This is a genomic window from Streptomyces sp. NPDC025651 (assembly GCF_055558735.1).
In genome coordinates this window covers 878057-891911 of the sequence record NZ_JBVHLZ010000001.1, presented here as the reverse complement: position 1 = coordinate 891911, position 13855 = coordinate 878057, and the positions used below count along the sequence as shown (strand labels likewise).

Here is a 13855-nt window from a genome sequence, read left to right as displayed (position 1 = left end):
CCTGCTTTCAGCGGCTACTTCAGCCGCGCCTTAATGAACCCCGCGAACTCGTCAGCGGGGTCGGGGGACCGTTGCTTGTTGGCGCCGGACGCCTGAGTGCGATCCGGTGCCGGTCGCCGCGGGCCCTCCGGGGGCTGGGTCTTCGCCCAGTGCGGCTTGCGCTCCAAGAGCGCCTGGAGGTCCGCCTTGATGGCGTCCTCGTCGATGTCGCCGTCAGAGTCGATGTACGAGTCGAGATCCAGCGCGCCGACCGCGTCCTCCGGATCGGCGAACCCGGCTACCGCCAGGGCCTGCACCTGCGTGCGCACCAGCCGCTGACGGGTTCGGGTGATCTGCTCGTTCGCGCGGGCCAGCTGGTCGTTGAGCCGCTCGGACTCCGACTTCTCGGAATCCTTGATGCGCTGCAGCTCCTCAGCCTTCGGCTCCAGCTCCTTCAGGCGCTGTCGGAGGTTCTTGGCCTCCTGGTTCGCCTTGCGGATCTTCGCCTCGGCCTGCTTCCGGTCGAACGGCTTCTCCTCGCCGCCAGACTCCGCCTCCTGGGCGTCACCCCGCTGCTCCGTGCCGTCCTGCTCCTCGGTCGCCGTCTCCTCGACGGTCCCCTCGGTGCCGGACTCCTGCTGCTCGCTGGCCTGCTCGGTCTCGTTCTCTTCGGGCATGACGAATCGGCCCTCCAGGGGCTGTGGAAATGAGAAAGGCCGCCACCAGGGCGACCGGGGTCAGAAAGCTCCGGGGAGCGGGGTCGAATCGTGCTCAGCCAGCGCCCGCCTGAACCGGGCTAGCTGGCTACCGGAGTGACCAGCGGCATACTCCCGGTACAGCCGCTCCCACTCACGAGCATGGTCGGACAGCTCGAAGCGCTGCCCTCTGAAAATCGGGACCGGTTGGCAATGGCACCAATCATGGAACTTGATGACGCTGTCTTCGCCGACGAACGACGCGTTGGCTGCGCGCCCCGCCGCGTCAAGATCCTTGTACGTAGCCCCTCGCGCCGCCATCAACTTGCAAAACGCGCAAGCTCCCAAGGCTGCAGCGCGGGCATACCCGGTCGCCGCTCGATCCTGCTGAACAGCACTCCGGATCGTGCCTCTCCCCTGGTCGAGGATGAGCTTCTCGACGACACCTTCCGCCTTCTTCTCGGCTGCATCCAGGCGCTCATCGAGCGGCAGCTTCTGCGCGTCAGTCGTCGCCGGATCGTCAGCATCTCGGGGCCATAGATCTTTCGTCGCCCAGCGCAGACTGTTGTCGACCTTGCCGTCCGGCGGAGGATCCAGCAGCGGAACCGTGAACCGGCCCGTCACCCTGGCAGCAACCCGCTCAGCGTCGTAGAAGTCGGCTGCCGCCGTCGCTGAGGCGGTCCCGTACTGCGCCACCAGGGCGCGCACCGCCTCAATCCAGTCCGGCACGGTGCCCTCCAGGTCCTGCGGCCGGATCAAACGCCGCAGCGCCCGCATATCCCGCACGAGGAACCTTGTCAGGCCGCGCTGTACCCGCCGCTGCCGGTGCGCGCCGGCGCCGTCATCCGAGACCAGCGTCGCCATCGACGACCTCCGGAGACCGCGCCTCGTCGTCCGCAGCGCCCAGAGCAGCCAGACGGTCTAGGACTGCCCGGCCGTTGGCCCGCTGCCGGTCGGAGCGGACCCGCTGCCGCTGCCCCTCCGTCAGTCCCGCCATCTCGAGCACAACGTCGGAGTCGGCGGGCAGAATCTTCGCCTGCACCAGCTTCACAGCGGCATCCGTCTGCGCAGCGATCGTCGGTGTCGCGGGATTTCGCCACACCGTCTCGATGCGGCGCGCCTTGTCCGGCGGCTCGCCGTCGCGTACCCACAGGGCGAGGCGCATGGCCTGCTGCCAGGCAGCCCCGAACCGGCGGATGCGCCGCTCGGATCGCTTGACGAGCTTCGCCTCGGTCGAGCGGATCGCGTCGGCGGAGGCAGGGTTGTCGGTCGTGTAGCCGAGCATGTGCGGCGGCAGCCCGAACTGGCTGGACATGATCCGCGCATACAGGTCGATGATTTTCGTCATGCCCGTCGGGTCATGCGCCGCGAACTGGCCGACAGCCGGGACGTTGTCGTTCTCGTCCCGCTCCAAGGCGAGCACCCGACCGATGTACGTCTCCCACGCGCTCTTGGCGGTGCCGTCCGCGTCCTGGAACGCAGACTCGGACGCGCCGAGGATGTAGCGCTGCGGGGCGCCGAAGAACTCCGCGGCCACCTCCATACCCATCAGCCGACGGCACGCGGCGTCCGTGATCGACATGACCTCGGTGGTGATCTCGCTCTTGCCGACCCGGTCCGCGGTGCGCTGGCGGTTCGCCATCCGCACCACCGGCACGACACCCAGGTTGTGCATGTCGCGGTCGACGACCTCCCAGCCGCCCGACTCAGACGGCAGACACATCACCGTCTGATCCGGCAGATAGAGGACCAGCATCCGCTCCTCGGGACCCGACTCGATGAAGCTGTCCGCCGCACACTCCCGCAGCGCCGCCGTACCCATCCGCAGGCGTGCATCCCACATCAGCGTCATATCCAGCGGCGACTCCGCAGATATCAACGGCGGGCAATCCTCGCCACAGTCACCCGAGCCGACCGCCAAGTACTCGCGGCCGTACACCAACGCATCCAGATGAGCCAGGTTCGACTCGTCGAACAGGTCATTTGCCTGGGCGATCTCCGCCAAGTCCGACGAGTCCGAACCGTCCGCCCACCGAAACGCCTCCAAATCCAGGCGCTCCTCCAGGCTCTCGACACCGACCCGCGGCCAGCCGATCACCGTGTGTAGACCCTTGAGCTGCGGCGGAATGCTGATGCCGAGATCACGCACCAGCTGCTCGCCGTTGAAGTAGGCGTCCCGCATCTGCAGAGCCCACCGGTCGCGCAGCATGTCCGCCCGCAGCATGTTGACCAGAGCGAGCTCTTCGTCCGACAGATACACCAACGGAAGATCAGGGATCGAGACGGTCACCGCAGCACCACCACCCGTCCCGACTTGGCGGCCTTCTTCTTGCCGAGCCCCTTGGCCATCGCGTCAACACGGCACTGCCAGGCGAGGACGGCGGCGATCGCCGCGTCGATCTTTCGGGGAGAGTCCGGGTGCTCTTTCATGATCTGGATGCCGCTGCGGGACTCGCGGCGCCGGGCGTTGAGGATGTGTCGCGTCAGCACGCTCGATCCGTCGTGCGACAGCTCGCCGTCGACCACGCTTGAGCGGAACTTCTCCAGCGCCCGCACGATCTGAACCGCCCGGCCGCCCGTCATCCACCACTCGATCGGATGCTGCGTCGACGACTTGAGCTTCAGGCGGCGGCCGTGGTCGGCCTCCCACTTCGCAACGTGCGACTCCCACCGGGCAGGGTCCGCATACATGCCGACGACCTTGTACTCCCTGAAGGCGTCCTCGACAGCAGCCAGAACCTCAATGGTCGGGACCTGCCAGTCCTGTCCGAACGGCCCGTCCGGCTGCTCCCAGCAGCCCAGCAGGAAGAGATGTCCGTCCGAAACGCGGCAGCCAACCAGCGCCGTGGCGTCCGTGACGCCGCGGTTCCTGCGGCGTGATCCGTCGAAGCCGAGGACGACCTCTTCTCCCCGGGCGACCACCTTGTCCGCCGCGGCGACGCCTGCCCATTCGGGCTGTGAGATCCACGAGTCCGAGGCGTGGGTGATCTGGTTGAGGAAGTCGGCGCGCGCGGTCTGCGGATCCGTGCTCGGGTCCCAGATCGTCGCCACGATCGTGTCGAGGTCGACGTGGCCACCGTTGCGGTCAGCCGAGTCTCCGTAAGTGAAGGTCAGGCCAGCCAACAGCGATTGGCGGTCCGTCATGTCGGTCTCAGGCGGAGCCTCGCGGTGGTCATAGAAGAGGCCGTCATCACGGGCCCGACCCTCACGGATCTTCGCCCAGAAGGCGGCCGACTCCTCGGCCACGCTGCCCTCGCCGGGGATGAACGCATTCGGAGATTCGATCGTCGTGCCACCCACCTTGGCGGCATTGATCCTCATCGTCTCCGCGAGCCGGTTGCCGCGGTTCGAACGCACCCACTCCTCGGTCTGGTCCAGCACAGCGAAGACTGGCTTGTTGCCCTTCACCGTCCGGGCCGACGACGTGATCGGCTCGATGCGCCCACGGGGCAGATTGACGAAGGTGTCGAGAGGCTCAAGGCCGGGGTACGCGTCGATCACCGGGCCCTGCAGCATCTCCAGCAGTGGCGCCCACGTGTTCTTCGTCTGCGTCTCCGACACCGCGGCGATCTGCACCAGCGGCGTCCGGACCTCCGACCACGGCTTACCAACCGGCTGGCCTTGCACATCCCAGCCGTCGGGCACTACAGGGCCAAGGGCTTCGACGATGGCCAGGGCGGCCAAGAACGGAGACTTGCCTCAACCCCAGCCGCGAGGCCGGGAGATCACCCCCCGGCGGAAGCGACGCTTCCCAGACGCAGGGTTGATCTCGTAGTAGCGGAGAACGAAGTCCTCCTGCTCGGGATACAGCAGAAACGGTTCGTAGTCGCCGCGGTCGGGGGCTGCCAGAAATTCGGTGATCCAGTCGATGACCTCAAACCCCAAGGTCGGGACTGCTCCAGGCTCCGGCGGCTTCCACGGCACGGCTACCCCCCAGCGGCTTCCGGCGGGGGCAGCGCGTGCAGTGTGCCCCGGCGCTCACGGGCAGACCGATGCCCCTCAGGGCGTTTGCTGTCAGCCTCGTCGGCCTGCGCGAACTGCATCCGCAGCCGCGCCCGGTCCTCCGGAGTCGCACCGAACTTCGCAACGCGCAGCCGCAGCTCAGCGGCTGCGGACATCTCCCCCGACCACAGCCGCGCATGCACCACGGCCGTGTCCAGGAGGAAGTCCCAGTCCGTCGACGAGAAGTGCTCCGCCTGAGGCGACGCCTTCCACATCTCCCACCAGTCCAGCGTCCGCGCCGGCCACGCGTACTCGACGAGGTCGCCGTCCTTCATCACCGACAGCGTCGGCAGATCAGGAGGTTCGGCGTGCTCGACGCGGAGGATCGTCTGTGCGTGGGGGTCCTTGCTGTGCCCAGCCCGGCGTGCGGGATCCTTTGGAGCTGGCCCACGACCGGCCATCGGCGATCACCCCCAGCCGCCTAGCTCAAGATCCAAAATGCCCAGACCCAGGCCCGGCCACGGCGTGTAAACGGTCCCGATCCCCATAACCGCAGGTCAGGGATATCTCCCCAGGTCAGAGGCGTGATCGATTAGCCGACCCAATCGGAGATCGTCTCGATCGCTCAAGAGATCACTCAGATAGTCGAGTTGACCTTGGCCTACGTGTCGAGCAAGACGTATCGATCGTGCCGACCAGCCTCGAATCGATCTCCGCTGATGATCTCAACCGACTTCAGCCGTTGATCGCTTCGACGATGACGACTGATCGCTCGCCCGATCACCGTCGCATCACCATGCAGCACCGCGCATGCGCACCTCGGCACTGCCCGCTGCCCTACCGGCCTGCCGATACTCGGGCCGAGCGGACGTGAGGCTGGGCACTGGGCACAAGGGGTGAGGGTGCGGCCGGCGCTCACCCTGGCTGCTCGCTGTCGGCCTGCTCCTCATGGGTCCACGCGTGCGCCCACACATCCGTCTCGTCCATGACCAGAGTGATCGGCTCGCCTGGCTGGCGTGCGAGATCGGAGGTGATGGTGACAGGGATCGAGTCGCGGCACATGCAGCACCGCGAGTACGCAACGGCTGGCATCAACGGGTCCTGCGTCGACCAGGGTTCAGCCTGCTGCCCGTGAAGATCCCCGTATTGCGGCGGTGCAGGAGCTGGCAGTATCCGCGTGCTCGCGCTCCCATGTACTTACTGAGCTGCCGGTTGCACCTGGTCCAATCGCCAGGCGTCCCCCAACGGATCTTGGCGGCGCCCGACCCGCTGCTCCAGTATCGGCGCAGCGTCTCGGCGTTCCCTCGCCGGCTGCGGCTTCCTCGTCCCTTGCTGGCCACAGCAAATCACTCCTTGTGCAGCGTGGGCGTCTGGTCTTCGGGGTCGGGGTCGATGCGTTGGATGCAGGCGACGTGTTCGGTGGGGAGGGCGAGTGCGATGCCGTGGGTGTCGGTGAGGATGGCCCAGCCGTCTCTGATCTGCAGGGTGAGGGCGGGGTCTTCGACGAGCATGTCTTCGCGTCGCCGTTCGGCGTGGACGATCAGGTATGCGGGCACGGTCACCACCGAAAGCCTAGGGACCGTGCCGCTGCGAACTACAGGTCTTCAGGCCTAGGCTCCAGCCAACCCCAGACTTTCCCTGCTTTGATCATGACGATGAGGGATTCACTCACGTGGTAACGGTCGGCAAGCACTCGGCAGTACTCGCCCGATTCCCGTATGGCGTGCACTTCGGGTTCGGTCAGCTTGGCCGTGGGATTCTCTTCGCCGCGATCGGTGCGTGTCTCGTACCGCTTCGAGTTGCACGCCAGGCAGCTGGGGACAAGGTTCCCAGGGTCGTTGTTGCGCCGATCCCAGTCGAGATGGTCGGCAGTGAGAGGCGAGCTGGAGTCTCCCCATTCGACGGGGACTTCACACCAGTGGCAGGAGTGGCGCCCTGGGCCGATCCGGTCGTACAGGGCCGCCCGATGCACGTAGACGTAGCCTCGCGTACCGGCCAAGGGATGGCTTCGGTTCCGCGTCACAATGTATCCATCAGGGCGAACGTGTCCGGCTCCGTTCGGGCGGTGTCGAGAGTCCGCCTCCCCCGGGTCGCCGGTCAGGCGCCAGCGCCTAACGTGCATGGGGCAGAGGTCATGGCTGTCTACCGGCCGCTCACACCCCTCTACCCGGCATGGTCGAGCACTTGGCGAGTGAGCCCTGCAGAGCCCTCGCCTCTTGGCTCTCCTCACACAATGGGGCTCGCTGCATATACCCTCTGCCATGTCGATCTCCTAGCTAGATCGGCCACGCCCCGGGAGTGTTACCAGCACTCGCCGGGGTTTCTTGTTGCCCCAATTCTACCGATCATCTCGCAAGATTCCCGGATGAACTTCACTGGGCCTAGTGCGAGTTGGCCGCGGGTTGGCGCGTTGGGCGTCGTTCCCTTCACGACTGCTCTTTTGATCATGACAGGGTCCGCACACGCCCTGAAGATCCGTGTCCCCGTTGAGGTCCGCCTTGGCCACGATGTGATCGCAGAACCGGCTGGGCCTGATGTTGCAGATCTTGCAAATCGGATCGCGGGCGAGGATGCGCGCCCGTATCTTCGCCCACCCAGACGGGAGGCGCTGCTTCCGCCCGGAGTTCTGCCAGCCTCCGCTCACGAGTAGGTGACGGTCGCGAGTTCCGTGCCGTGCGCGTCGAGATAGGTCGCTTGCTGAATGTGCACGGGCCGGTCCGTGGCGAACGTCAGGTCGGCGTCCATGGTGTGCGCTTCGGTGGGGGCTCCGGGCATGTCGACGGTGACGACGGTGATGAATGCGTCGTCGGGGTCTGAGGTCCGGTCGATCTCAGTGGCCCCGAGCGTCTGAAAGGCTGTCTCGAAGAAGGGCAGCAGAGGCTCGGCTACGCGGATGTTGACGGCGGTCATGTTCTACTCCTCGGGGCCGCGTTCGGTGTCGCTGCTGAGCGCCCAGTTGTTGAAGCCGACGCGCCGCCCGTTGGGGCTTCCGGCGGTGGCGAGGCCGTAGAGCCGGACGGCTGCCGCTTCTGCGTGTCCGAGTGGGTCGTCGTCGCTGCCGCTGATCTCGACGGTGATCTCACGGATGCCGTCGGCCAGCTTGACCGTCACGTCAGGCATCGCGGTTCAGTACGTCGCGGAGTTCCGTCTGCGCCTTGCGGATTTCGTCCTGGACTTGCTCGCGGAACTTCTCGAACTCACCCTCGACGTGGACCTTGAGGAAGAGCGGGTTGCCGTCGGCGTCGAGTGGCACGTCGTTGGCGGGGATGTCGATGGTTTCTTCGAAGACGAGGATGGCGCGGGCGCCGATCTGCTCTGCGAGGGATCGTCCGGTGAGCCGCTTGATCGCTGTGGCGTAGGAGGCGTCTTCCGGCCCGTGCAGAGTGCTGGCAACGTCTTCGCTGGCTTCGTCGATGACGAGGACGAATGGCGTGGTCATGTCTTCGCCGTGGTGTTCGGTGGGGAGTTCGAGGATCTGGAGGCGGGCCATCAGGCGTCTCCTCGCGGGAGTCGTTCGCGGAGGATGTCGCCGATCTCCAGGAGTGCTTGGGCTACGGCGACGGTGGCGATGGCGTTCGCTTTGGCCGCGCGGGCAGTGATCTCGGCGGTGGCTACGTTGCCCTGCGGCATCGCATTGAGATCCTGGGCCGCCTGTCCGAGGGTGCGCTGGGCCAGCTCCCTGTAGCTGGGGACGGCAGTCATCAGTCGGTCACCGCCTGGGCGTCCTGGCGGTGGATGCTGCGGATGTTGGCGACCGGAATGTGGCTGACGATCACGGAGTGGTCCTCATCGTTACCGAGGTAGGCGGTGTACTGCGTTCCCTCTTCTTCGATGCGATCGACCTGGATGGTCTCGGTGTCGCCGGTCAGGTAGTTGATCGTGTAGCGGGCCATGGCGCGGGCTCCTGTGGGTGGTCGGTTACGGCTTCCAGCGGGGGCCGCGTAGTGCGGCGGGTACGTCGCTGGTGGTGATGGGCGAGGTGGGGCGCAGGGTGCCGAGCAGGGCTTCATGCCATGCCTCGGCAGCCGACCCGAGTACCGATGGTTCGTCGGATTGCCTTCGCCCCTGCGGCTCTGGCGGTCGCGACTGGTCGAGTCCGGCGAGGATGTCGTCGGTGATGCCGTGGGCGTGGCCGAGATCCAGCAGCTCGGGGCAGTCGTTGAGGTTGTCGGTCCACGCCATGTCCAGGTCACCGTAGGTGCGGCAGCCTTCACAGGCGGCCTCGTAGGTGACGTTCGGGTCGAGGCGATGCCGGGCGAGGATGCGGCGGTCAGCCTCGCAGCGGCGCAGGATGGGCGCGGCTTCGTCGCTCGCGATGCAGTCGTCTTCGATCGACCGCTCAACACTTTCGACTTGATGGGTGATCCAGGCGTGGAGATCCATGGCGCGGGCTCCGGGGGTCAGTAGACGGGCAGGTCGTCGTCGGGGAGGGCGACGTGCCGTCCACGGCGTGTGCAGTGTGGGCAGATGCCGACGGTGCGGCCGGAGCCGGGCCCGTACTCGGGGTCGGGGATGCTGCCCGCGTGCTGGTGGCCGCCGTATGGGCGGGAGCAGAGTAGGCAGGGCAGCCAGTAGAAGCCGTTGACCTTCGCGTACCGCTGATGGATGCGGGTCAAGCACTGCGGCAGAAGCCGGACCCACGCTTCCCGCTTCCGCGGCGGGCCACATGCAGCGGGCGCCGGGATGCCGAGGCTCCAGTACCAGAGGCGTTCGATCGGCGACGGTTGCCACATCGTGATGGTGATCTGGTGGCGGGCCATGGGCGCGGGCCTTCCGTGGGGAGCTAGCCGGACATCCGGTTCAGGAGCTTGCCGAACTCGATGCTCTGGGCTCTGTCGTGGGCTGTGCGTTGGAGCAGCCAGTCCGGCTTCCAGGTGATGTAAGCGTCGTGCGGGTCGTAGAAGTTGTAGCCGCCGTGCTGTTCGTTCGGCTCTGCCCGGTCTGCCTTGGGGATGGTCATGACGTGCAGCCCACCCGCATAGACCGCCAAGCCGGCGTCGGCTCTCTTGAACGTGAACTCGTAGGTGGTCGTCACGGCGCGGGCCTTCCGGATCGGGGCAGTTCCATGAGGTGCCAGACGAGGTGGTCGCCGGGGGCGATGGTGGTGCCGACGTGCTTTGTGTCGTCGGGGATGGGGTGGCCGGTGCCGTAGACGCGAAAGCTGCGCCGGGTCGCAGGGCGGTCGATGCAGATGGCCCACAATTCGACGACGTAGATGCTGCGGCAGTCGACGTGGACGACATCACCGGTGAGGTCCAGGGCGTGCCACTGGTCGTCGACGGGTATCTCGTAGCGGTAGATCGATCGGCTCACGTCGCCCCCTTTATGCGGTGAGCGCGCGCCGTATGCCCTCTTCGAGTTCCACACAGGGCTGGTACACGTCGAACAGTCGCTTCGGATCACACACGCGGTGGTGGACGCCTTGCGGCGCGGTGGCGAGATGCTTCAGCTCGGGCTGGTAGCCGGCCTCGGCGGTGACGAGGCGGGCGAGTTCGTCGAAGCTGACGGCCCTGCCCCAGCCGACGTTGATCGGCCCGGTGACGTCTTGGTCGACGGCTGCGAGGGCGGCGCCGACGATGTCGTCGACGTGGACCCAATCCCTGGTCGAGCTGCCGTCGCCCCAGATCTCGAACGGGTCCTGCTGCTCGCGGGCCCGGCGGATGAACGCAGGGAACGGGTACGCCTCGTCCTGGTCGCTACCGTAGCCCGAGAACGGTCGCAGGATGTGGACGCGGCAGCCTTCTGCCTCGGCGTACCGGGCGAGCTGCTCCCCCACGAGCTTCGTCAGCCCGTAGGTCGCGTCGGGCCGTCCGGGCCGCTCGTAGTCGATGTCCGTCTCGACGAGTCGGTGGATCTCGCCCGGCTGCTGGAGCGCGACCGGGTAGGCCGCGGACGAGCTGAAGTACACGGCGCGAGGGGTCTTCGTGCGGGTCAGCCACCGGAAGTGCCAGCTGTCGAGGGCGAGGTTGGTGGCGACGCCGAGGGGGCTGCCGTCGATGCTGGCCCGACCGCCGACGACCGCCGCGCAGTGAATGGCGAGGTCCCAGCGACGGTCGTCGGTGCGGAAGAAGTCGAGGGCGTCGTACAGGAACGGGTAGGCCAGTTCGATGCCGGTGACCGTCCAGCCGCGCTCGACCATGGCCGACTCAAGGTGACAGCCGACGAAGCCCCGGTTGCCGGTGAGGAGGACGCGCATGCCGCCTCCTCAGCTGGTCTTGATGGCCCGGTAGACGCCCCACGGCAGTCCGCTGTCGACGGGTTCGAGTCCGATCCGCTGGCACGCGTCGGCTTGCTGCTGGCGGGACCAGGTGGTGACGCCGATCCACGAGTCGGCCTCTTCGGGTGTCTCGGAGACGGGCCAGTCGAGGACGAGGATCCCGCCAAGCTTCGTGGCGGCCCGGAGTCTGCCGATGATGTGCAGGCCGTCGACGTAGCTGTGGTGGATGAGCACGGCGAGCGCGTACACGGCGTCCATACGTCGGCGGCCGAGATGTCCGGCGATGCCATCGGCGTCGGCTTGCACGGTGGTCAGGTCGGGCGCGCGTGTGGTGAGCCGGTCGAGCATCCGCTGCGAGGCGTCGACGGCGGTCACGTCGTAGCCGAGCCCGGAGAGCGGGATGGCGACGCGCCCGTCACCGCAGCCGAAGTCGAGGACCTTCGCCCCGTCGGGGATCACGGTGGCGAGCATGTCGGCCTGCACGTGGCCGGACTCCCAGTACGCGGCCTCGGAGATGCGGCGCAGCGGGTGGATCGCGTCGGGGTCGGCCTGATCCCAGGCTTGGATCACGGCTTCGGCGGTCACCGCGCCTCCCTGATCAGGTCTCGCTGGCGCGGGTGATCCCCTGTCCACTTGAAGCGATGGCCTTCAGCAGTTCCATGGTGGGGTTGCTCGTGACCTCGCTTAAGGCCGCAGTGCACGTCTCCCATGAACCAGTACGCCGAGCAGCGCTGCTCTGTCGTTGGCGTCGTACTCACGATGCCTCCTCGACGAGCTTCCGCAGCTTGGCCAGGTCGGCTTCGAGTCCGCCGTTGTCGCGGTAGTCGTAGTAGGCAGCCGAGTCGGTGGACACCTGCTCGGGGCTGTTGCACTCCTCGTAGCCCTGATCCACCTGCGCCTTGCCGTTGGCTGGGTGTAGGTGCTCGATGACCATGTCGTCGAGGTAGGTGATCCGGCCCATACCGCGACCCCAGTCGACCCAGACCAGGTCGGCGCACAAATGCACGAGGCAGTCGGGCACCATCACGCCGAGCGTCTCGACGATGTCCGAAGTCATCGCGACGGCGGTCGCCATGGCCTCGCCCTGGAGGAGGTCGTTGCCGTAGACGATGCCAGGGCCGCCGGACAGGCAGACGCGGATGCGCTCGTCCCACGACATGGCGGCCGGACGCGGCCGGTGGTCGTCGCCCATGAACGCGAGGAACCGGTACGTCTTGGCGGCCTTGACGGCCTGCTGGTTGAGGGTGCCGACGAGCCGTCGCCTCTTGCCGAACGTGAACCGCACCCGGCTGTCGCCCTTCAGCGCGACGGCGTGCTTCTTGTACGCGGCGAGCTCCGGGTCATCGGTGTCGACGGCGAACAGCAGATCGGCGGTGGCACCGGTCTCGCCCCACGCCTGCACAATCTCCGGGACAGCCTGAGGCCTGCCGCGGGTGGGAATGATGACGAGCAGGTCGTCGGCCATGGCGCGGGCTCCTAGTAGACGGTGACGGTTCCGGTGCGGTAGACGGGGGTTTCGGAGCCGCCCGCGAACTTGATCCACAGCCTGTACTCGCCGGGCTCCAGCGTTGTGACGCCGCCGTTCGGGCCGATGAGGATGCGGCCGTGGGGGGCGATCCACTCGCCGGTCAGCCAGTCCTCGGTGACGGGGCTGGTGTCGGTGAGGAGGAACGCGAACTGCGGCGGGACAGCGAGCTGGATCTGGGTTCCGCCGGCGCGGGCGACGACGGTGACCTTCACGAACTCGGTGCTGATGGCGGCTAGATCCACGGCTGGCTCACCGTCCATCCTCCGCGCGGTTCGCTGAGCTGGACGGTGATGTCGTCGGTGTCGACGGCGTCGGTTTTCGCTCCGAGCTCGCTGCTCCCGGCGAGGGCGGCCGAGGCGGTGGCGGCCTGGACGCTGGCGGCGTCAAGGGAGGAGTCAGCGGTGAGGTCTGCGGCCACGACGATGGAGCGGGTTGCCGCGGCGGTCTGGGTTCCGTCGGCGGTGAGCGCGGCCGAGGCGAAGTAGACCGCCGCTGAGGACGCGGGGGTGTTGACGTTGTCGAACTCCGCGTAATTCGTTGTGCCGTTGTTGCGGTAGGACCACAGGTCGAGCGCGCATCCGTTGACCGCGCTGGTGACCCAGGCGGGGGTGGCGAGCGTGCGGCGGTTCGTCCATGCCGAGCCGTCGGTGGAGGTGTCCCACAGGACGTTTCCGCCGGTCTCGCGGATCCGCAGCCACAGGTGCGTGACGGCGGAGTAGGTGAGTGAGACGGCGGCGCCGTCGGTGTAGTTGGTGTTGGACTCGCACCGGATGGTGCCCGCCACCGTGTTGATGTTGAACGCGAGGTTCGTGCCCTGCAGCGGATCCGGGGTGATGGCGAAGACTGTCTGCGCCTCCACGGTGGCGCCGGTCGCGGCTGCGGCGAGGGGAACCTGCAGGTAGACGGAACTTCCGGCGAGCGTCCACACTCTGGCGGTCTGGTAGCCGGCGTAGGTGCCTGCCACGCACGGCACGCGGGCTCGCCCTCCCGTCTCGGAGACGCCGCCGTAGGAGTTGCCCCAGTCCGGTCCGATGACGTTGTCGTTGAATGTGTCCACGAGGGTCGAGAACAGGGCCACGACTCACCCCGCGATCACGAGAGCGCGAACGTCAAGCCGCCTGCGGTGATGCGGAGTTCATCGCCGGCGAGCAGGGTGCGGCTCGCGGCGAGGGGCCCGTACCAGAGGCGCACCGGGCTGCCTGCGGAGTCCCAGATTTCGACGCCGACGAACGTCCCAGCGGGCATGCCGGTCCACACGAGGTCGGCGCTGTTGGAGGTGGTGCCGGATGCTGCGGCGCCGACGGTCAAGTTCTTGCGCGCGTAGCTGCCGCCGGTCGCCTCAGTTCCGGCCGCGGAGTCCGAGCCGTTGGCGGTGACGAGGGCGACCTTCAGCGGCAATGTCGGAGCTGTGGTCGACGTGCCCATAAGCCAGTCGAGCGCTCTGTTCTCCGCCGTGTTGCTCAAGTTGTCTGCGATGGCTACTGCCCTCCTTCC

23 protein-coding genes are annotated in these 13855 nt (G+C 67.2%); all 23 read right to left on the bottom strand.

Going from position 1 to position 13855, the window contains the following annotated elements:
* Window positions 1–14 precede the first annotated feature (14 nt).
* Window positions 15–656, bottom strand: coding sequence for a hypothetical protein (locus ACZ4D5_RS04195; RefSeq protein WP_467770772.1), 642 nt, complete (start codon window positions 654–656; stop codon window positions 15–17).
* A gap of 60 nt (window positions 657–716) precedes the next feature.
* A complete protein-coding gene (locus ACZ4D5_RS04190; protein ID WP_467770771.1) occupies window positions 717–1538 on the bottom strand; it encodes a VG15 protein in 822 nt (273 codons plus the stop codon).
* Window positions 1516–2964, bottom strand: a complete 1449-nt coding sequence (locus ACZ4D5_RS04185) for a phage portal protein (protein ID WP_467770770.1) — start codon at window positions 2962–2964, stop codon at window positions 1516–1518. The genes ACZ4D5_RS04190 and ACZ4D5_RS04185 overlap by 23 nt, the downstream gene beginning before the upstream one ends.
* Window positions 2961–4358, bottom strand: coding sequence for a terminase (locus tag ACZ4D5_RS04180; protein WP_467770769.1), 1398 nt, complete (start codon window positions 4356–4358; stop codon window positions 2961–2963). Before ACZ4D5_RS04180 ends, ACZ4D5_RS04185 begins: the two co-directional genes overlap by 4 nt.
* A gap of 15 nt (window positions 4359–4373) precedes the next feature.
* Window positions 4374–4559, bottom strand: a complete 186-nt coding sequence (locus ACZ4D5_RS04175) for a hypothetical protein (RefSeq protein WP_223828235.1) — start codon at window positions 4557–4559, stop codon at window positions 4374–4376.
* 41 nt (window positions 4560–4600) lie between these two features.
* A complete protein-coding gene (locus ACZ4D5_RS04170; RefSeq protein WP_467770768.1) occupies window positions 4601–5077 on the bottom strand; it encodes a phage terminase small subunit in 477 nt (158 codons plus the stop codon).
* Between the two features lie 454 nt (window positions 5078–5531).
* Window positions 5532–5708 carry a hypothetical protein gene (locus ACZ4D5_RS04165; RefSeq protein ID WP_467770767.1) on the bottom strand — a complete coding sequence of 59 codons (177 nt, stop codon included), beginning with the start codon at window positions 5706–5708 and terminating at the stop codon, window positions 5532–5534.
* A gap of 254 nt (window positions 5709–5962) precedes the next feature.
* Window positions 5963–6178 carry a hypothetical protein gene (locus ACZ4D5_RS04160; RefSeq protein WP_467770766.1) on the bottom strand — a complete coding sequence of 72 codons (216 nt, stop codon included), beginning with the start codon at window positions 6176–6178 and terminating at the stop codon, window positions 5963–5965.
* 1078 nt (window positions 6179–7256) lie between these two features.
* Window positions 7257–7526 carry a hypothetical protein gene (locus ACZ4D5_RS04155; protein WP_467770765.1) on the bottom strand — a complete coding sequence of 90 codons (270 nt, stop codon included), beginning with the start codon at window positions 7524–7526 and terminating at the stop codon, window positions 7257–7259.
* A 3-nt stretch (window positions 7527–7529) separates the two neighbouring features.
* The gene (locus ACZ4D5_RS04150; protein ID WP_467770764.1) at window positions 7530–7736 is read right to left on the bottom strand and encodes a hypothetical protein; all 207 of its coding nucleotides are present in this window, start codon (window positions 7734–7736) and stop codon (window positions 7530–7532) included.
* On the bottom strand, window positions 7729–8106 hold the full coding sequence (locus ACZ4D5_RS04145; protein ID WP_467770763.1) for a hypothetical protein: 378 nt from the start codon (window positions 8104–8106) through the stop codon (window positions 7729–7731). Before ACZ4D5_RS04145 ends, ACZ4D5_RS04150 begins: the two co-directional genes overlap by 8 nt.
* Window positions 8106–8318: a hypothetical protein gene (locus tag ACZ4D5_RS04140; protein WP_467770762.1), complete on the bottom strand. Its 213-nt coding sequence runs from the start codon at window positions 8316–8318 to the stop codon at window positions 8106–8108. The genes ACZ4D5_RS04145 and ACZ4D5_RS04140 overlap by 1 nt, the downstream gene beginning before the upstream one ends.
* The gene (locus ACZ4D5_RS04135; RefSeq protein ID WP_467770761.1) at window positions 8318–8509 is read right to left on the bottom strand and encodes a hypothetical protein; all 192 of its coding nucleotides are present in this window, start codon (window positions 8507–8509) and stop codon (window positions 8318–8320) included. The genes ACZ4D5_RS04140 and ACZ4D5_RS04135 overlap by 1 nt, the downstream gene beginning before the upstream one ends.
* Before the next feature lie 25 nt (window positions 8510–8534).
* Window positions 8535–8999, bottom strand: coding sequence for a hypothetical protein (locus ACZ4D5_RS04130; RefSeq protein ID WP_467770760.1), 465 nt, complete (start codon window positions 8997–8999; stop codon window positions 8535–8537).
* A gap of 17 nt (window positions 9000–9016) precedes the next feature.
* Window positions 9017–9232 carry a hypothetical protein gene (locus ACZ4D5_RS04125; RefSeq protein ID WP_467770759.1) on the bottom strand — a complete coding sequence of 72 codons (216 nt, stop codon included), beginning with the start codon at window positions 9230–9232 and terminating at the stop codon, window positions 9017–9019.
* Window positions 9233–9399: 167 nt separating this feature from the next.
* Window positions 9400–9651 (bottom strand): hypothetical protein, encoded by a 252-nt coding sequence (locus tag ACZ4D5_RS04120; protein WP_467770758.1) that lies wholly within the window; start codon window positions 9649–9651, stop codon window positions 9400–9402.
* On the bottom strand, window positions 9648–9929 hold the full coding sequence (locus ACZ4D5_RS04115; RefSeq protein WP_467770757.1) for a DUF7352 domain-containing protein: 282 nt from the start codon (window positions 9927–9929) through the stop codon (window positions 9648–9650). Before ACZ4D5_RS04115 ends, ACZ4D5_RS04120 begins: the two co-directional genes overlap by 4 nt.
* 10 nt (window positions 9930–9939) lie before the next feature.
* Window positions 9940–10812 (bottom strand): NAD-dependent epimerase/dehydratase family protein, encoded by an 873-nt coding sequence (locus ACZ4D5_RS04110; protein WP_467770756.1) that lies wholly within the window; start codon window positions 10810–10812, stop codon window positions 9940–9942.
* Window positions 10813–10821: 9 nt separating this feature from the next.
* The gene (locus ACZ4D5_RS04105) at window positions 10822–11418 is read right to left on the bottom strand and encodes a class I SAM-dependent methyltransferase (protein ID WP_467770755.1); all 597 of its coding nucleotides are present in this window, start codon (window positions 11416–11418) and stop codon (window positions 10822–10824) included.
* A gap of 169 nt (window positions 11419–11587) precedes the next feature.
* Window positions 11588–12298, bottom strand: a complete 711-nt coding sequence (locus ACZ4D5_RS04100) for a hypothetical protein (RefSeq protein ID WP_467770754.1) — start codon at window positions 12296–12298, stop codon at window positions 11588–11590.
* A gap of 11 nt (window positions 12299–12309) precedes the next feature.
* Window positions 12310–12603 (bottom strand): hypothetical protein, encoded by a 294-nt coding sequence (locus ACZ4D5_RS04095; protein WP_467770753.1) that lies wholly within the window; start codon window positions 12601–12603, stop codon window positions 12310–12312.
* A complete protein-coding gene (locus ACZ4D5_RS04090; protein WP_467770752.1) occupies window positions 12594–13418 on the bottom strand; it encodes a hypothetical protein in 825 nt (274 codons plus the stop codon). The genes ACZ4D5_RS04095 and ACZ4D5_RS04090 overlap by 10 nt, the downstream gene beginning before the upstream one ends.
* A 35-nt stretch (window positions 13419–13453) precedes the next feature.
* The gene (locus tag ACZ4D5_RS04085) at window positions 13454–13825 is read right to left on the bottom strand and encodes a phage tail fiber protein (RefSeq protein ID WP_467770751.1); all 372 of its coding nucleotides are present in this window, start codon (window positions 13823–13825) and stop codon (window positions 13454–13456) included.
* Between the last annotated feature and the right edge of the window lie 30 nt (window positions 13826–13855).